This is a genomic window from Neobacillus sp. YX16 (assembly GCF_030123505.1).
In the GTDB taxonomy this organism is placed as follows: Bacteria; Bacillota; Bacilli; order Bacillales; family Cytobacillaceae; genus Neobacillus.
This window is the reverse complement of sequence record NZ_CP126115.1, coordinates 5,717,419-5,736,847: the sequence shown is the minus strand read 5'-3', so window position 1 is coordinate 5,736,847 and position 19,429 is coordinate 5,717,419. Positions and strand designations below refer to the sequence as shown.

The 19,429-nt window shown below is 37.3% G+C and carries 14 protein-coding genes and 1 pseudogene; 7 read left to right on the top strand and 8 right to left on the bottom strand.

Translation table 11 applies throughout. The features are described from left to right. Positions 1-26 precede the first annotated feature (26 nt). Positions 27-506 (bottom strand): RidA family protein, encoded by a 480-nt coding sequence (locus tag QNH48_RS28115; RefSeq protein WP_283952931.1) that lies wholly within the window; start codon positions 504-506, stop codon positions 27-29. A gap of 170 nt (positions 507-676) precedes the next feature. Here QNH48_RS28115 and QNH48_RS28110 point away from each other — a divergent pair, with 170 nt between their 5' ends. Continuing rightward, positions 677-838, top strand: coding sequence for a hypothetical protein (locus QNH48_RS28110; RefSeq protein ID WP_283952930.1), 162 nt, complete (start codon positions 677-679; stop codon positions 836-838). Positions 839-1,435: 597 nt separating this feature from the next. Here QNH48_RS28110 and QNH48_RS28105 read toward each other — a convergent pair. Beyond that, positions 1,436-2,749, bottom strand: coding sequence for a D-arabinono-1,4-lactone oxidase (locus tag QNH48_RS28105; RefSeq protein ID WP_283952929.1), 1,314 nt, complete (start codon positions 2,747-2,749; stop codon positions 1,436-1,438). Next, positions 2,737-3,924, bottom strand: coding sequence for an amino acid deaminase/aldolase (locus tag QNH48_RS28100; RefSeq protein ID WP_283952928.1), 1,188 nt, complete (start codon positions 3,922-3,924; stop codon positions 2,737-2,739). Before QNH48_RS28100 ends, QNH48_RS28105 begins: the two co-directional genes overlap by 13 nt. A gap of 615 nt (positions 3,925-4,539) precedes the next feature. On the opposite strand from QNH48_RS28100, the gene QNH48_RS28095 reads away from it, so the two are divergent. Further along, complete coding sequence (locus tag QNH48_RS28095; protein WP_283952927.1) at positions 4,540-5,115, top strand: RNA polymerase sigma factor; 576 nt, start codon at positions 4,540-4,542, stop codon at positions 5,113-5,115. Continuing rightward, complete coding sequence (locus QNH48_RS28090; protein ID WP_283952926.1) at positions 5,112-5,867, top strand: anti-sigma factor; 756 nt, start codon at positions 5,112-5,114, stop codon at positions 5,865-5,867. The genes QNH48_RS28095 and QNH48_RS28090 overlap by 4 nt, the downstream gene beginning before the upstream one ends. 63 nt (positions 5,868-5,930) lie before the next feature. Here QNH48_RS28090 and QNH48_RS28085 read toward each other — a convergent pair whose 3' ends face one another. The 4 genes from QNH48_RS28085 to QNH48_RS28070 form a co-directional block, all read right to left on the bottom strand. Next, positions 5,931-6,458, bottom strand: coding sequence for a hypothetical protein (locus tag QNH48_RS28085; RefSeq protein ID WP_283952925.1), 528 nt, complete (start codon positions 6,456-6,458; stop codon positions 5,931-5,933). Positions 6,459-6,934: 476 nt separating this feature from the next. Continuing rightward, positions 6,935-7,243 (bottom strand): hypothetical protein, encoded by a 309-nt coding sequence (locus QNH48_RS28080; RefSeq protein WP_283952924.1) that lies wholly within the window; start codon positions 7,241-7,243, stop codon positions 6,935-6,937. Further along, positions 7,212-7,511 (bottom strand): hypothetical protein, encoded by a 300-nt coding sequence (locus tag QNH48_RS28075; protein WP_283952923.1) that lies wholly within the window; start codon positions 7,509-7,511, stop codon positions 7,212-7,214. Before QNH48_RS28075 ends, QNH48_RS28080 begins: the two co-directional genes overlap by 32 nt. A gap of 304 nt (positions 7,512-7,815) precedes the next feature. Beyond that, positions 7,816-8,001: a hypothetical protein gene (locus QNH48_RS28070; protein WP_283952922.1), complete on the bottom strand. Its 186-nt coding sequence runs from the start codon at positions 7,999-8,001 to the stop codon at positions 7,816-7,818. Between the two features lie 165 nt (positions 8,002-8,166). Here QNH48_RS28070 and QNH48_RS30615 point away from each other — a divergent pair. The 3 genes and pseudogenes from QNH48_RS30615 to QNH48_RS28060 form a co-directional block, all read left to right on the top strand. Further along, a pseudogene (locus tag QNH48_RS30615) lies at positions 8,167-8,235 on the top strand (topoisomerase DNA-binding C4 zinc finger domain-containing protein); the annotation flags it as partial. 257 nt (positions 8,236-8,492) lie between these two features. Continuing rightward, complete coding sequence (locus QNH48_RS28065) at positions 8,493-8,639, top strand: YjcZ family sporulation protein (protein ID WP_283952921.1); 147 nt, start codon at positions 8,493-8,495, stop codon at positions 8,637-8,639. Between the two features lie 1,046 nt (positions 8,640-9,685). Then, positions 9,686-13,723 (top strand): S8 family serine peptidase, encoded by a 4,038-nt coding sequence (locus QNH48_RS28060; RefSeq protein WP_283952920.1) that lies wholly within the window; start codon positions 9,686-9,688, stop codon positions 13,721-13,723. Positions 13,724-13,874: 151 nt separating this feature from the next. On the opposite strand, the gene QNH48_RS28055 is transcribed toward QNH48_RS28060, so the two are convergent. Next, positions 13,875-14,780, bottom strand: coding sequence for a LysR family transcriptional regulator (locus tag QNH48_RS28055; protein WP_283952919.1), 906 nt, complete (start codon positions 14,778-14,780; stop codon positions 13,875-13,877). Positions 14,781-14,981: 201 nt separating this feature from the next. On the opposite strand from QNH48_RS28055, the gene QNH48_RS28050 reads away from it, so the two are divergent. Then, complete coding sequence (locus tag QNH48_RS28050) at positions 14,982-18,569, top strand: bifunctional 2',3'-cyclic-nucleotide 2'-phosphodiesterase/3'-nucleotidase (RefSeq protein ID WP_283952918.1); 3,588 nt, start codon at positions 14,982-14,984, stop codon at positions 18,567-18,569. Positions 18,570-19,429 lie beyond the last annotated feature (860 nt).

Genomic DNA, 19,429 nt, shown 5'->3' with positions numbered 1-19,429 from the left:
CCGTCCCCATGCTTCTCTCTAAGAAATCATCTGGTTCTATCCTCGTGTTTTACTGCAATGATAAAATCAATCTCAATCGGAGTATTACTAGGGAGTTCCGCTACTCCAACAGCTGTACGAGCATGATGTCCTTTCTTGCCAAAAATCTTATATAATAATTCAGAAGCAGCATCAAGAACTTTTGATGGTTCAAAAAAACCAGGTGCAGTCTGAACATAGCCTGTTACTTTTAATACTTGTTCAACCTTGTCAAGGCTGCCAATTGCAGCTTTTAAACTGCTAAGCCCTTTTAGCACACACATCTCTGCTAGTTCCTGAGCTTGTTCAATCGTAACCTCTCTACCTACTTTACCTTGAAAAGGAACTTCTCCATTTATTCTAGGTACTTGTCCACTAATGTAAGCTACACCTTGATGAATCATTACTGGTACATAATGGTAAATTGGTCCAGTTGCTTCCTGTAATTCGATACCTAAATCTTGTAAACGTTGATCTATGTTATTCAATTTCTTGCTCCTCTCAAAATTGTTTTTTTCATATAGATTTAAAAATAGTAATTTACTCCTTATATTCAAGAGGCGTTGTCAGAAATCCTTCAATTTATCAAGTTCAGCATGAATAAAAAAATAACAATTTCTAAAACTAGAATCGATACTTTCTTAAGGAGGATTAACGAATGACTGACCAAAATGCCATTGATCGGGGACGCAACATGACAAAACGTGGGGTTGAAGCAACAGGCGATGCAGCAAAAAATGTTATTGATACTGTTGAAGTTGTTGGAAAAGCAGCAGTTGACCGTATTTCCAATGCCGTAAAGGATGTTACAGCAAGATAACTTGTTTTAGAGTTCTGGTGCCTAGTATAGTAAATAGGTTCAAATAATAAAAACATACTAAGATTGGTAGTGCGGACCAAGGCATTGGTTAGCACTACCATTTTTTATATAGTAGAAGTGAAGCTTTGGAGTGGTCTTTCCATAGCTTGTTGCTTCATAGCAGGCCTTGCGAGATGGTTACTGGGGTTTCGAAGTCTGTTTTGGGAGAATACTATTCCTAATAGGTAGTGATTTCTAAGGACTTTCCGCCAAAAAGGACGTGCATTTCTCCTAAGACGAAATCAAAAAAGCACCTATGAAGATGCTTTAATAGATATTAATTGGTTAACTTTCTTCTTATGATATTCATATTTACTTTTTAACTTATCTTTTGTTTTATGATCGAGACAACTATTAAGTAACTCCAAATGATAGTTCTTTCTTAATTCATGCCAACTGTATAGAATCTTAGATTTTAATGACATATTTACTGCCTCCTATCTTCGATTTCTATATTGTTCGTCCATGAAAGCACTATCATGGGTGTCATTTTTGAAAAATTACACCAAAGTAACAAGAATGGAGACATATTGTAGCTTTTCTTTTCATTGCTCATTATTACGCCAATAAGCTGCACAAGTAGTCATTTAAGAACAAGCCAGCAGGATCAAGTTCTTCTCGTATATGAAGGAAGGTATTCCATTTTGGGTATATTTTTTGTAATTGTTCAGGTGTCATTGTGTGGATTTTTCCCCAGTGTGGACGGCCTTCGTATTTTTGTAGAATTTTTTCGATATGGTAAAAATATTCTTCATGAGACATTCCCTTATACATATGGACAGCAATGTAAGCAGAGTCTCGTTCATTTGCTGGACTTAGCCAAATATCATCTCGTTTTACGTAACGACATTCAATTGGGAAATGGACAGCAAATTGATGTGTTTCGATACATTTTTTCATTTCTTCCAATGCGGCCCTTAAATGTTCTGCAGGTATGCTGTATTCCATCTCGTTGAAACGAACGAGACGTGGAGTGGCAAATAACAAATGACTTGGACCGCTTTCTTCGATACTTGGCACACCAATTGCCGAGATTCGGCTAATCGTTTTACTCATTGATGGCAGTAAGCGGCATACTTCTGACAGCAACCAGTATATCCCATTCTCAAGAGCTAGCTTTTTCCATTCACTCCACTTATTATTCTTAAATGATGCTTCGTTTGTTTTATTCATTAGCTTAACTTGTACTGTATCGGTATAGGGGAACCAATAAAATTCAAAGTGGCGGTTTTCTTGCTTTAATGGAACAAGACGTTCTAAGCAATCTGTTAGTTTCGTGCGGTAGCATTTGTAGGAAAGGTGGAGCTTTGGAACGACTCGTAATGTTACTTTAACGATAATTCCAAGCGTCCCTAAGGATACTTGAAATGCCTTAAATAGGTTGGGGTTTTCTTCATCTGAACAATCTAGAACTTCTCCTGAAGCGTTGACTGCAGTAATGGCTGCGACTTGTGTAGAAATGCTGCCAAATGCGATACCCGTGCCATGCGTTCCTGTACTAATGGCCCCTGCGATAGATTGTGAATTGATGTCTCCAAGGTTTTCTTGTGATACACCGAGCTCATATAGGGCTTCCCCGAGTTCCTTAAGGTTCGTTCCTGCCCATACTTCAGCAAGGCCCTTTTCTTTATCTAGCTTTTCTACTCCATGCAGATTTTCTAATGAAATAAGGATTTCATTTGTTTGTACTAGCCTTGTAAAGGAATGCCCTGCGCCGACGACACGAATTTTTTTGTTTTGTTGAGAGGCTGCTTTTACAATCTCAACTACTTCTTGGATACTGCTTGGAAACAAAATGGAAGCAGGGTAACTTTTTACGGAACCTGACCAATTGGTCCATTCTTTCGCTTTTTCTTCCGTTACAGAAAGCATGCTCCATCCCCCCGATATGTGGTTACTTTATCCATAACCTTGCCCTCTGAAACGATCAAAAGATGAGTAAACCGTTCGCATAATTCTCCTGCTTTACTGTGACGCATAAATATGGGATCCCCAAGTTGTAATGATTCCTCCCCTTTATACATAATAGGAGTTTGTACTTCTCCAGCTCCTTCGTTTTTTAATAGGGTAGCCTCTTGCGGAAGATAGGGTTTTGGCAGCTTATCGTTTCCTGTGGCGCCCGATGCCACATAGCCTCCTCCTAAGCAAGTATAGATGGAAGGTGCAGGGATTCGTACAATTTCAATCGCAAATCCTAATGCAGGCTGATAACGGAAATCCTGATAGTTGTCAAACAAGCCTGGTGCATAAAATCCTGAACCAACGGTAACCTCCGTAACGGCTTCCTCAGAAGTTGTAGTGCGAAGGCTTCCTGTTCCACCTCCATTGATAAAGCGGTAAGGAATTCCTAATGAACGGACTTCTCTAACAATGTCTGATCGTCTTTGCACAACCTCATGGATCGAACGCTCTTTTAAAAAACGGACAATCTTATTTTTTAAAGTTTGAGAAGGATATCGATCGCCAAGACCAGCAATTTGAGCCTCGTATCCCATAATGCCATCAAGGTACACATAGCGTGAAGAAGCAATGTATTTGAAAACCTCTAAGGCTTGAACCGTTGTACGAAGGGGAGAGCGGTGTACTCCAAAGTGCAGCCCAAACATAGTAGAAGACATATCAAGATCAACACAAAGAGGGATTAGAACGTCCTCTTTTTCAGCAATTCCTTCAATATGCTTAACATGATCAAGACAATCTACCATGAATGTAATAGGGGAATCTTCCTTGAGCTTACTAGTTACAGCAACGATTGCAGTAGTATCCCATACCGGATAGCCCAGCAGCAAATCCTGAAACCCTTGCTTTGCGAGGTAGATAGCTTCCCAAGGTGAATAACACATAATGCCTTGAAATTGAGGACTTGCTTGAAAGATATAACGCAAAATACCTATACTTCGAATCGATTTGCTAGCAAGCCGAATCGATTTTCCTTTACTGCGGGAAAGAATATCATGAATATTTTCATTCAAGACATCCCTATCTAAAAAGGCATACGGCAAAGGAATCCCTTGTAATGCACTTTTATAATATTGATAATCTCGCATACTTTCGCTCCTTTTTTTAATTCCGGTGCCTTCACACCGCACGATATTAGTCGAAGATTGATAGGGCATTATTTTACTAGAAAAAGCGCTCATTTCTTTCGGAAAAAAATACTAGAAAACGAGAAAACCACCCTACGCAGTTAGCAAAAGGGTGGTTCGCACAAATAACCTACTTTACCAACCATCACCCTGATGGTATAGGTTGAGGGGAGAAGTGTTAGGAGCACTTCTCTTATTTATTATATGTCCAATATATACAAAAAAATTCTTCTTAAAAGTGAAAAAAATCAGGAATCCGTGAAGCAGTTATTATTTAATTAAATATACACAGGCGATACTCCCCTGCTTTATGAACATTAATGTTTGTTAGATTATTACGAAGGGACAATATGATGAACTTTTATTGGAAAAAAAGGAATTAACCAATAAAGATTAATTGCTTTTTTTAATTTATACTATTTTAGACCAATTTGAACTTTTTGAGTTGTTCCGTCATATACCTTACACCATTCATTATCCTAAAAAGTTTATAATATACAAAACTGATTTTCTTTTCTGTTCGTTGCTCTTAAATATAAAGGAATCAGAGAAAAAACGAGGAGGGTTTGCTTTTTTATGCAAAAAAAGAGTGATGCAGAATTGATGCAGTTAATTAAAGAAAAATACCGACCTGCATTAGAAGAATTATATGATCGTTATATTAAACTTGTATATTCCTTTAGTTTAAATTCGACGAAGGATCCCGATAAAGCCAAAGTCATCGTACAAGCTGTCTTTATGCGGATATGGACCACTGAGAATGGCTACAACCCCGAGAAAGGTCAGTTTGTGAATTGGCTGCTAACGATTACAAGAAATATCACTATTGACCATCATCGAAAGGAAAAAAGGGAAAATGTCTTCGTCGCAATCGAACAGGAGCAATTGGAGCAAATACCAGGAAATCCATCCAATAATCCTGCTGAAATCGTCTCAAGAAAGCTGCTTAGAGAACAAATACAAAAAACTTATCAATATCTTTCAAACAATCAAATCGAGCTTATTCAATGGCTGTATTGGGAGGGCTATACTCTTCGCGAAATAGCTGAAATGAAACAGGAACCACTTGGCACGATTAAAAGCCGGCTGCATCAGACTCTTAAAATCTTAAGAAATCACATGGTAACGGAGATGGGAGGAATGAATAAATGACGATCGATTACAGCTGTTCATTTTCCAATGAAATAGTCTCTTATTTACTTGGAGAAATAACGGAAGAAGAAAAGATTCTATTCGAGGAACACCTTTTACACTGTTCGTCATGTCGTTTGGAAGTCCAAGAGATGCAGGAGGCGTGGAAATTGATCCCTTTTAAAATGAATGATGTGGAGGTACCGTCAGATTTAAAGGAAGAAGTGATGAATTTTATTTTTGAAGCCGACAATTCTCTTACTATCAATCAGATGGAGAAAACCCAAAAGGCTCAGATTAAACCTATCGGGCGTATTCGTAAATCCCTATATGGGGTCGCAGCAGCTGCCTTTCTTTTATCTTTTGGAGGGGTCATTTGGAATAATCTCCAGCTTAGGCAAGAGTTGATGGAAGTAAAAGAAAATACATTGTCCCCGACTGATGTGGTTCAAGTTTATTCATTAAAATCAGCCGACCCAAACGTAGATTCAGCCAAAGGAAATGCTTTGGTTTACATGCATGGTGATCAAAAACAGATCGTTTTTAAGCTTCAAGGCCTTTCCGCTACTAAAGGTTCTGAGGCTTACCAGGTATGGCTAATCCATGGTGGACAACGAAAGAGTGCGGGAACATTCCATGTTGATAAAAATGGAAACGGCTTCCTGGCCTATGTGTTAAATGAACATGACCCAGCTATTGAGGCAATCGGAGTTTCGCTCGAACCAGATGCCAATGGTACCCAGCCTCGCGGAAAAAAGGTGCTAGGTTCATAAACGGAAATACCCATGATTCACGAAAATGAGTCATGGGCATTTTTTTAGTATGATCGTCTTGGATTATTTTTTGATGCTATTTGTAGGTGATGTAATCACCCAGCCAACAGGTGCACCGCCAATAGGATGTGTCAATGTCCTTCCTTCTATCACAGCAGGTACTGTATTTGGAACAATACTTCCGTTCGTACTTACATTATTGTAAATGCTTCCTTGGTTAACATCCTTATCTTTAAAGCTAAACATAACTGGTTTATTAAATTTGGCAATAATCTCATTTGTCTTTGCATCTAATATTCTAAAGGCAAAATTCATGATAACAGTTTCTCCGGCAGGAGCATGAGCCTGGAAGTGATCGTTATCCCCCTCAAGTACTTGAAATATAACATCAGTCGTAAATGTCCCCTCTGGAATATCAATTTTTATCCCACTACGACTAATTTTTGCAGCTTCACCTGCTTCAATTTTCTTTTCAGCCACAACTTTAGCAAATCCGAATTGCGTAAAATCAGTTGCTGCAAGTACAGACACACCAAACAAAAACATAGAAATTAATGACATAATTGTTACAAAGGTAAAACGATTTTTCATTCACTACATCTCCTTTTTTCCCGAATGGTCTTTCGTTAAAGGTAACGAAGTATTGCCCAATTCGGTTCGACAGAAATTGTAATATTGTAAAAAAACTATTTTAAAAAATCCGCATAAATTAACCTAATCACAAAGGAAAAATTTTCAGAATTAATATAACCATTCAATTTTAAACCTCACTTTGTTACATCACGGTGAACCGTATCACAAGTGATAGTAAACACTGTCGATGATTATAGAAAACCATTTTTACTGAATAGATTTGAAGTGTTTGAGAAAAACCAAAGATTTTCCTCGACAAGAAATTCTCTTGAAACAAGGCTAAAGTTCGTTTTTCAAAAGTGTTTGTAGCACTTAAGGAAAGAGATATATTAAAGTAATGGAAGATTTGAGTTCGTTTGGAAAACTGATCTTCGGTTTTAAAAAGGGGGCATACCCTACCTATACCCATTACATTTTTTGTAGCAGCCCCAATATCATTTCCAATAAGGTGTTTCCCTGCTGTTTAGAATCAAGTAACAACCCATTATTACCCAACCAATCCCATAAGGAACTAGAAAGATTTCATAACCAAACGAAAATAATCCAACGGTCCCGAAAAAGAGTAGAAATACATTCCAGTAGTTTGCTATTTTACGTTTTATAAAAACAATGCCGATGATCAAAGAAGTCATTGCATTGAGCAGCAGTGCCAAACAAAAAATACTCCAGCCGATAATTGATCCAATCCAAACAAACTCATTATTACCGTTTCTATATGAGGCGTATGGAATATCTAGAGACATCAATAAATAAATCCAAAATTCTAACATGTTTCCTATCTGTAATAAGCCCAAACCAATAATGATTACAAAAACTTGCGATAACAACAACTTTTGTTAACCGTTTGAGAATTAAGGTATGGATCCCAATAAAACCAACAAACATTAAAATGAGTGGCAATGTTAACATACGATTATAGTCATCATAAGAAAATGGTTGTGCTTCGCGATTTATCAGATATTTAATGACACCCCAAAGAATTCCCCAAAAAACTGCATTTATCCCAAACATTTTTGCCCCCTTAATTGAGTTAGATAAGTTAATGCTTATTTAATCGTCTAACAAAGCCTATTCAACTATTATGTTAAAAATCACTTATTTTGGAGGGCGTCCCTGTGTGGGATATGATTCAGCATCCACCTCCAGGGTCACCAGGGTATCGCACATGGTAGAACCATAGTCATCTTCTTTAAGAAGATGGCTTTTTCTCGTTCATTCACTTGGATAAACGGAGTTCTCTACGGCAAAACATTAAAAAAAAAACGATAGAAAAAAGCAGAGGGAATTTCTCTCTCTGCTACCTAACTATCCTATCTTAATTTTTTTCGTTCCAATCTTGAATCGCTTTAATATCCGTGTCTGTCACTCCTCTAGTTTTGTCGAAGATTGATAGGTTGTTAGATAGATAAATAGTTCGCACTTCTTTTTCGAAGTAAATCCATGCTGCTAATGTATTCATCCCAAAACTAATCAAACGATTGATTGAATCCATTTTTGTCATAACCAGTCTACAATTGTATTAATCTAACCCTTTATAAAAGGTTCTGAAACCTAACATAAGAAACGAGTCTAATCCTCGACAATAAATTTCCATGAAATGAGGAATTCTTATGTGCCGTGGCATTTTTGATCAAGCAGAAATACAGAAACATATAGTAAATGTGGCAGCCCATTGATTTTGAAAACAGGGAAAAGAGGAGAATTCTACTGTTGCAGTAGCTTTCCAAAGTGCTGAAATAAAACGAATATTTTAAAAGCGTAAATGAATTACTGATTTATGCTTTTGTTTATATTGGTTCAGCCATTTGGTTAGTCCATTGCTCCAGATATTAAAAGTAATTCTTTGAGCTCATAGCATAATGAACCCATATTTTTTTATCTAGATGGGCTCCAATTTCCTTTCCGTGTGTATTATATAGTGTATTGGCATACTAGCTCTCTAAGCAAAAGAAAGGAAGTGTTACAATGGATAATATGATTCCGTCACATACTATGGGGGCTAATGTACTTCCCCAGCCTCCAATGCATTACGGCTATGCGGCTCCATGTGTTCAAACACGTGGTTGCGAAAGTTTTATCATTATAATCGTGTTGTTTATTTTATTAATCATTATTGGTGCATTTGCTTTCTGCGATTAAAAGGGCGGACCTATTACGGTCTCCTTAAATAAGCTCATTCAGGATACGAAAAAAAGGGGGAGACGAATGGAACTGTCTCCCTTCAATTATTTTGTATGATACGAATTAAATACTAAAATAAGGGCTGACTTGGTGAATGGTCCGATCGGTTGGTACGGGGAGGGTTATCAATTTTGATGACTAACAGGAAATTCTCAAAATTTTGCTTTCAAACTTCGACTTCTTTATCTTGTAATATTGATCTAGAAGCTTGTCTTTAAAGGAGTTAAGCCCGATTTAATCAATCGATTGTGTAATAGGGAAAAAACAGGGTATTTGCCAAAGAATGCAGTTTTAAAGGGAAACGGCTTATTTTAGGGAATTTTTCAAGATAATCATTAGATTCTATACTAATTACCGACAAATATTATGCCAGAATCAAGAGAGAAAGCTTTTAATAACGGAGTCTATACCATTTTTACACAAACGTTTGATTAACACGTCATTTTGGAAGAACCCGTTGTTAATTGTAGAGAGCCATTTTTATGGGGGTTTTTTGAGATATTTTAGAAGAAAGTAAAACATTTCATCGACAAGAAAAATTCTTGAAATGAGGATAAGGTTCGTTTTTCAAGAGGGTTTGTTGCACTTTTAATCAAACGATTAGTTGAGAAGGATTATATCCTTTTTTGTCGAGCCATGGTCACTATAAGGGGATTGGTGCAGACCTCTAAATGATATTTTTACATTTATTTCTATTTTTCTATTTATAAAAAACTTTATCAACAAAATGTAGCCAGGAGAACCGTCCCTGTGGAAACCTAATTGACCAGTAGAACCGTCCCCACGGCTACAAAAATTAACCCTAATTTTTTATAGATAATCCATACTTTTTTACTAAAAAAGTATGGATTATTGTTCAATTTACTAGGTTTATAGTCTAAAAGTCGTAGAAAAATAACCCGATAGCTACTAATTGAGAAAGTGATTACTATTTAATTGTAATATTCAAAATTTTAAAAAGAAGATCATAAGTAGAAAGCGGGGATTTTATGGGAGTTCATTCAATGTTTAAAAAGACAGCAATGATGGCGTTTTCTGCTAGTTTATTACTGTCACCGATCCATTCGGTATTATCTACTGAAGCAGCAGCGCAGGAGTTTAAGGCGGAGGATATTCTGTCGTCCTTAACTAGCGAACAACGACTAGCCTTACATCAATTGCAATTGAACAATCATACAGGACTTCAAGGGTTTAGTGAGGCAGATCTAGAATCGACCGAAGAAATATCCGTCATTGTCCAATTCAAATCGAAGCCTAGTAAAGTGGCGGTTTTAGAAGCGGCTGTAAAAGGCAAAACATTAAAACCTGAAGAAGCGTCAGCACAAGTTGAAAAAGAGCATAAAAAATTTAAAGAAGACATCCAAGAAATCTCTAAGAAAAAATCGAATTCTATCACCAAGACCTTCAAAAATGCCTATAACGGTGTAGCCATGACGTTGCCTTCCGATCAAGTAAAACAGCTATTGGAATCTGATGTTGTACAAGCTGTATACAAAAATGTGACTTTTACTGTGGACCCTGTACAACAAGAGCTCCCTTCGGACGTCAAGAAAGAAGTTACGACTTCTGTTGAAAGTATTCCTTATTTGAAGATTGACAAGTTACATGAGAAAGGAATTACAGGGGAGGGTGTGAAAGTAGCCGTTCTCGATACGGGAATTGATTATAACCACCCTGATTTAAAGGATGCTTATAAGGGTGGATATGATTTCGTCGATAATGACAATGATCCTATGGAAACGACCTACGCAGATTGGAATAAAACAACTCGACCTGAGTATTCTCCAAATGGAAGCGCTTATTATACCTCCCATGGTACCCATGTTTCTGGAACGATTGCGGGTCAAAATAAAAATGATAGTGAAGTGTCAGTAGTGGGGGTGGCACCGGATTCTGATCTTTATGTGTACCGTGTGTTAGGACCATATGGCAGCGGAACATCTGAAGCGGTCATCGCAGGGATTGAAAAAGCGGTGGAACAAGGAATGGATGTAATGAATCTATCGTTAGGAGCAACGATAAACGATCCGTATTATCCAACGAGTACAGCCATTAACTATGCGGTGTTAAATGGTGTAACGGCGGTTGTTTCTGCTGGAAATTCAGGTCCAGGAGCTCAAACAGTAGGTTCTCCTGGTACAGCGGCATTGGCACTTACGGTTGGAGCGAGTGATGTTCCGGTTGAACTCACATCTTTTACAGGCAGCACTTCAGGGAATTGGACTACGGAGCTCATCAGCATGGGAAGAAGCTTCGCAGATGATTTCTCGACATTAAATGGAGCATCTCTTGAGCTTGTAGATGTCGGATTAGGAACTCAAGCAGAATATGCAGGCAAGAACGTTGAAGGGAAAATAGCCTTCATTCAACGTGGGAATTTTGCCCTTAATGACAAAATAAAATTTGCAAAAGAACATGGTGCGAAAGCGGTTATTCTATATAACAATGTAGACGGACAGCTTGGAGTTAATCTTGGGGAATCAACCGTATATGTTCCTGCTTTTTCAATGACAAAAGAAGCAGGTGAGCAATTAAAAGCGAAAATCGCACAAGGAAACTCGACGTTTACCTTCTCCAATTTTAAAGAGATCGTATCTGAAGGTGATAAACTTGCTGACTTCAGTTCAAGAGGACCAGTAAATACCAACTATGATATTAAACCAGAAGTGGTGGCGCCAGGAGTGAGTGTGCTGTCTACATTCCCTTCTTATATGATTGACCCTGAACATGAAGAAGACTATAAATATGCCTATGCACGCCTAAATGGAACTTCTATGGCCGCGCCGCACACTGCGGGAATTGCAGCCTTATTACTTGAGGCTAATCCGGATCTCGATCCAGATGATATTAAAACCATTCTGATGAATACAGCTGATCCATTAAATGGTGAGTATAGTTTGTATGAAGTGGGGGCTGGACGAGTAGACCCTTATCAAGCCGTCCTTGGAGAAATGAAAATGCAAGTGATCGATGAAACCCTCGTACCAAATGGAGAAGAGCTTGTAGAGGTTAAAAATCCATCTGGTGATATCAACTTTGGCCTTCACTTTGGTGCGGAAGGTACGAAAGTTAAAGAGAAACATAGTATTGAAATCACAAATAACAGTGATAGAACAAAAGAATTTACTGTTTCTGTCGAAGAAAATCTCGTAGCGGGTACAAACAGTTTACGTGAAAATGGCGTGGACATTAAGATAAGCAAAAAGATTAAAGTAAACGCGAATCAAGAAGTGAAGGAAAAAGTATCCTTGCAGGCTCCTAAGACTGCAAAAGCCGGGCTATACGAAGGTTTCATTGTCCTTACGAATAAAGCAGATTCGTCGGATCGCTACCGCCTTCCATTTAATTTTAGAATTACAAAGGATGGATTAGGCTATTTAGATCTTCTAACTCCATCGATTACACCGCCATATTTAAATCAAGGAAGAACCCATCTCGATAATCGTTTAGGTGCTTTAGTCTCCTATAGCTTAAGCGCTCCTGGCGAAAGAATGGATGTGGTCCTTCAAGATGGTAAAACAGGGGAAGATTTAGGATTCATTGGAACACTGAATTTAACCAATCTCCCACTGGATAAGAGTCTAGCTTTGTTTGCCTTTAGAGGAGTGTATTATTCATTTACAGGGGATTCGAAACAGCCAATTGCAAAAGAAGAGAGCTATGCGAAGCCTGGTCACTATAAGTTGAAATTTATTACAACCAGTCAAGCTGGAAAAGTATATCAAGAAACACGTGATCTTTTCATCGATATTGACGATCCAACCTTTACAAGTTCGTTAGATGGACAATCTCCATTCCTTGAATACAAGCCGGGTCAAGCAACCTATCCATTTGATATTCAAATTCAGGACGCACTCGTAGAAGAAATGCAAACTGCAGGAGTGGACATCGATCAATCTTCGAATGCAGTCATTTATACGTGGGGAGATTTTGGTTTCCCTTCAAGTCCGATTCCAATGGATAAGGATGGAAAATGGGTAGAGGAAATCGCCATGGAAGAGTCTATGCCAGCATTGAAATTCACCTTGTCTGCCGTTGATTCTGCCGGTAATTCACCGCTGACAAAAGAATATTTCTTTGTTAAGGAAGGGACACCAGTTACGTATGCAAAAAGCGCGGTTAAAAAAGCACAAACAGGTGAAACGATTGATGCGCAGCTGTTCTTGGATAATGTAAGTGATGCGAAAGAAGTCATTTGGAATATGAAAGAGCGATTTGGCAAGAGTTTTCAAGTAGTAAGTGCCAAACTTACTGATGGCGTTTCAGGAACAGTTACTGTAGATGGAGACCTAGTGAAGGTTGCCTTTAACGATTCTAATGTGACATTCGATCACAAAGCTGTCGTAGATCTTACATTAAAGATTACCGATGAAACCTTCCTTACTGGAACTCAGATTAATCCTACAGCCACTATCGTAAATAGTCAAAGTCAATCGAGCAACCTATTAAATGCAGGCTACACGTTGGAGGTTTCGCCAAAGTATAATGCCGCATATGGCTATGTCTTGCCGGACGGATTCATCAATCCTGCAAATGGCCTTCAACTTAAAAAGGATTGGACAAAGGTTGGGGCAACGCTAAAGTTCAAAGAAGCTGGCGGCTTTGTTTTTGACGCTACTTCATTAATCAAGGATAGAGCAGACTATCGGGTGGAAAAGCTTCCGTTAAGCAACGACCCATACACATTAGAAATCAAAGTACCTGGTCACTTTGAGGTTCACAGCAAACAACATATTGGGTTTGAATATAAAGGAGAGCTTTATGGTATGAACCATTATGTCAATCCCATTTATATTACTGCTGGTGATGTCAACCAGGATCACGTCATTGATGTGTTAGACGCCATTGACATTCAAAACGCTTGGAAGACAAACAACCGTTCAGCTGATATTAACTTTGATGGCATCGTCGATCAGTTGGACATCGGCTTTGTTCAACAGAATTACTTATTGCAAAACAAATATGTTGAAAATCCACCAGCAGCAAAAGAAACTCATGATGGTAAGACATTAGAAAGCATTCTAAGTGAATTAGGTCTATAATATGGACAATCTCCCGGGTATTAACTTGGGAGATTTTTTTAATGAAAGTCAGGACCAAGGGGACGGTTCTAATGGCTTTTTCGTGGTAGAGACATCCAACCGTTGTGACTCCTGCATAACCGGTAGCGGCATTTGATGAGTCCAGTGATGATCATTCCAAGTTTGTGATATTTTGTTTAAAAGCTTTAATAAAGAGTTTGCTATGTTCAGATAATTTCTTGCGTTTTAATCGAACGATTCCAAAGTAGAAGTGCTGTTGACTGGGATGCTTGAATGGTATTGTAATAACACTTCCATTTTGAATAGCAGTGACCTTGTGTAAAAGTATATTCATCGAGAAAACAATACCTAATCCTTCTGATACTGCTTCGGAAATAACGTTCACATTGTTTGTAGTAAATAAAATATCCATATTAGGAACATAGTTTAATAGTTCATTTACAAATCCCGACCACATAGGATCTTCAAAAAGAATGATGGATTGATTCGCAAGGTCCTCAACTTGCACATTCTCCAAATGGGCTAGTGGAGAATTTTTACTTGCACATATAACTGTACCCCCTTCGAGAATGGTCTCAAATTCTAACTCCGGATAAGAAGCTACATGCTCGTCATTAAACATAGTAATACCAAAAACACTCTTATCCGTTAAAACGTCAGATATGATATCATGGCGGTTTTTTTCAAAAATCTCTATTTGACTATTTGGATAATTTTTTTTAAATGTTGTAAGCGCACTAGGGACAATAAACATAGCATATGGATTAGCAGATATTGATATTTTTACATGCTCTGGATTAAGATTTTGATTCACATAAGTGGTGATATCCTCTACTTTTAACATAATTTCTTGTGCTTTACTGACAATGAATTTGCCTTCTTCTGTAAGCTCAGCACCCATTCTTGAACGATTAAAAATCTTCATTTGAAGTTCTGATTCTAGATTGGATATGGCTTTACTAATACCGGAAGGAGATATATGTAGATTCTCTGCAGCCTTAATTAATGATTTTGTTTTTGCAACCTCAATTACATACTCCAGTTGTAATATATTCATATCTTCACTCCTTTTTCTATTAAGTGAAAAAAACTCAATTATACCGCACTTATTTGCACTTTATATTTACTTGATGTGCAAGTATATTAATTTATGTGCTGTTTTCGAAGAGGAGTGCGAAATAAGCAGCACAACAGCATTTAGCAAATGAAAGAACCGATTTTTGTAAGATCCTACTAAATTAATTAAAGGGGAATAAAGATGAGTAGACAGAATCGCACAACCATGAAAGCCTTATCAGCGACACTAGCAGTATCTCTATTCAGTATGCCTCTGCTTAATACACAGGTCATTGCAGCATCAAAGGAGATTGCACCGGTAAATGTACTAGATTCAGATAAGAAAGACTTAGTGAAATTTCGTATTATGGAAACAACAGATGTTCATGCGAACCTTTTAAACTACGATTATTACAAAGATGCTTCATATGAGAAAGTAGGACTAGCAAAGACAGCTACATTAGTAAAAGAAGCACGTAATGAAATAAAAAATAATGTTCTGGTTGATAATGGGGATTTAATTCAAGGAACTCCATTAGGAACGTATGAAGCAAAAATTGATCCTTTAAAGAACGGTGAAGTTCATCCCGTGTTTAAAGCCATGAATCAAATGGACTATGATATAGCAACACTAGGAAACCATGAATTTAACTATGGATTAGACTTTTTGGACGAAGCGTATGATGATGCTAATTTTCCATATGTAAATGCAAACGTATACGCGGATGATCATGATAGTAATCCTAATAATGATAAAAATAAATTTAATCCGTATAAGATTCTAAAGAAAACAATGGTTGATGAACAAGGTAAGAAACATGAAATAAAAATCGGTTTCATTGGCTTCGCTCCACCTCAAATTAATGAGTGGGATAAGGCTAATCTTGAAGGAAAGGTTATCACTAAAAACATCGTTGAAACGGCTGAAAAATTTATTCCGAAAATGAAAAAAGACGGTGCAGATCTAATTGTTGCCATGACGCATTCAGGCTTTAGTGCGAATAAAGGAAATACAGAAGATGTTATCTATTCGTTAAGTGAAGTTCCTGGTATTGACGCCATTACTTTCTCTCATACACATAAAGTATTCCCAGCTAAATCAGAATCTATGCTTGATGGATTATTTTTAGGTTCAGATAAAAAGCCTTTACCTGGTATTGATAATGCAAAAGGGACAATCAATGGTGTACCAGCTGTACAAGCAGGTTACGGTGGTGGATCTTTAGGTTTAATTGACCTAACGCTTAAAAAAGAAAAAGGGAAATGGACTGTTTTAAACTCACAATCTTCAACTCGTGAAATCTGGGTTGATGTGAAAGACCCTGTTACAGGTAAAACAAAAACAGAAAGTACAGTAGCACCTGATCAAGAAATAGTTAATGCGATTAAACAAAATCATGATGCCACTGTTAACTATGTAAATACACCAATTGGATCGACTACAGATGATATTCATAGTTATTTTTCATTGGTACAAGATGATCCTTCCATTCAAGCTGTTACAAATGCACAAAAATGGTTTGTGGAGAAATATGTAGCTGAAAAGAAACCAGAATATAAAAACTTACCGATTTTATCAGTTGGAGCGCCATTTAAAGCTGGCCGTAATGGTGTTGCTGAATACACAGAGATTAAAAAAGGTGATTTAACGATTCGAAGTGCAGGCGATTTATATCTTTATGATAATACGCTTAAAGCAGTGAAAGTCAAAGGTTCAGTTGTCAAAGAATGGATTGAAATGTCTGCTGGTAAATTTAATCAAATCGATCCAAATAAATCAGAAGAGCAAGCTTTATTAAATCCATCTTTCCCTGTTTATAACTTCGATGTGATTGATGGTGTAAACTATCAAATCGATGTAACAAAACCGGCAAGATATGATGGGAACGGAAATTTAGTGAATAGTGCATCAAGTCGTGTACTGAATTTAACTTATAATGGCCAAGCATTAGATTTAAATCAGGAATTCATCGTTGTTACAAACAACTATCGTGCTGGTGGCGGGGGGAACTTCCCAGGTGTTAAAGGAAGTGAACTTGTTGTTGACTCTGCTGATGAAAATCGTCAAATCTTAATGGATTACATTTCTGAAATGAAAACCATTACGCCAACTGCCGATAATAACTGGTCGATTGCACCGATTAACGGTAATGTTAACGTAACTTTCACCACTTCACCAAAAGCAGAAGAATATATTAACACAAATAGTAAAATCTCATTTACAAATAATACAGATCAAGCAGGCTTTGGTATTTTTAAATATGATTTAAGCGCAGCTCCTAAAGAAAACATTAAGGTTCAATTACTAGGCTTAAATGATTTTCATGGACAACTTGATACAGATACAAAAGTAAAACTTGATGGTCAGGATGTATTAGCTGGCAGCATGGAATACACAGCTGCTGCTATGAAACAACATGAAGCATCAAATCCAAATACTTTACTTGTTCACGCGGGAGATATGATTGGTGGCAGTCCTTTAATCTCAGCGTTATTCCAAGACGAACCAACTGTTGAAGTAATGGAAGCAATGGGTTTTGATGTGGGAACTGTTGGAAACCATGAGTTTGATGAAGGTATTACAGAATTAAAGCGTATGATTCATGGCGGTGAACATCCGAAGGGTACAAAAGGATATGATGGGATGAACTTTCCCGTTATTGCGGCCAATGCCTATGATACTTCAACTGGTCAATTAATCACACAACCATATGCCATTAAAGAAGTAGGCGGTAAAAAGATTGGTTTCATCGGTGTTGTAACACAAGAAACACCAACCATGATTGTCCGAAAAGGGAATGAAACACTTGAAATCCGTGATGAGGCTGAAGCCATTAATCAGTATACGGATATTCTTAAAAAACAAGGAATTGAAGCGATTGTCGTTCTCGCGCATAATCCTACACTTCAAACAGGCAAAGCAGATCTATTTGATGCATCTGAGATGGCAGAAAAAGTAGATGATGAGGTAGACGTCATTTTTGCAGCGCATAATCACGTATATGTGGATAAAGAAGTAGATAATAAATTAATCGTTCAAGCGTATTCTTATGGCTCTGCCTTTTCAGATGTTGATTTAGAGCTGGATGCAGTGACAGGCGAAATCGTTAAAAAGGAAGCTGAAGTCGTAACTGTATATCAAAAAGACTATACACCAGATCCTACCGTTTCTGCGATTATGAAGAAATATGAAGATTTAATTGCTCCAATTAAAGCAGAGATCGTTGGTGATTCGATGGCAACTTTACCAAAAGGTTATCCATCTACAGATACTTTCGGCGATTTTGCACTTGGAAACTTAATAGCTGACGGAATGAAAGCTTCCATGAATGCTGACTTTGCCATGATGAACGGTGGTGGAGTTCGAGCACAACTTGATGCTGGTGAAGTTACGTTTGGCGACTTATTTGCCATTCAACCATTTGGAAATGTCCTAAATAAAGTATTACTTAGTGGTGCAGATATCGAGACCGTATTAAATAATCAAATTACGGATAAAGGTCTTGATTTCCATATTGCTGGATTTAAATATACGTGGGATTCTGCAACGAACAAAGTGGTAGATATCGTTTTACCAAATGGTAATAAAATCGATCCAAACAAAGAATACTCAGTTGTTGTGAACAACTATATGTACGGAAATCTCAAATATGGTATTGGTGAACTTTCAACGAATCTAGAAGTAGGTCGAGAAGACCTACAAGCAACAGTAGATTATGTTAAAACACTTCCAAAACCTTTCAGTTACGAAGTTGAGGGACGAATTCAAAAAGTAACAACTACTCCTTAAAGAGAGACCAGGAGAACCGTGGGACCATGGGGACGGTTCTCCTGGCTTTATCCTGAATTTTTTTGATGACTACCTTTCTATTGAGGGCATTACTGGAAAAACAGTAATGCCTTTTTCGATTGATTACAAGGAAGGATGGCAGGGGAATGTCGAAGTCTGCATGAAGAGACGGAAAAAAAGAGCCTGAGGCTCGTTTTACATAGACTTACTGCTTTTTCCACATCTGATGCATTTACTAGTGTAATAATTGTACTTATGTCTTCTGCGAAAGAAACAAAGGATGGATTTAAAATTCAAATAGAACACTCCCTTTGAATGATGAAACCAGTAGTTCAGCCATTGTATAGTTGTTCGTTAGAACTGTGACTTTGTGACTATAGCGATTTTAATGTTTTAATAGTAATATTTATTTGATTATTCTGAAAGTAAAGTGTTTCACAACCGACTTTATTCAAACGAACTGTATTCAATTATACGAGACATTATAGTATCCTTTCGTTTCGGGGTTGTATTGAAACACAGAATAAAAATCTTCAGGATTTGCCTCTTCTTCAAATTCCATGTCCACTTCTATAAAGTCCCATTCTTTCGCTAATAATTGATCGGTAGTGATTGAAATATTTTTTTCAGCTAAAAGTTCTTTAATATGTAAGAAGTTTTCTAGATTATATTTTGAGCAGGTAAATGGACCAAACTCCTCTGTTTCACCAATTTTTAATAGAAATACAAACTTCCACTTAAAACTACTGCCGGAATTTCTACTAAAACCGTGGTTTCATTCAATGTAGAAGCGGGTATTTAAAAAAGAGATTAGAAATATCCTTTTTTAACGTGTTTAACGTACATCTCTACTCTATTAT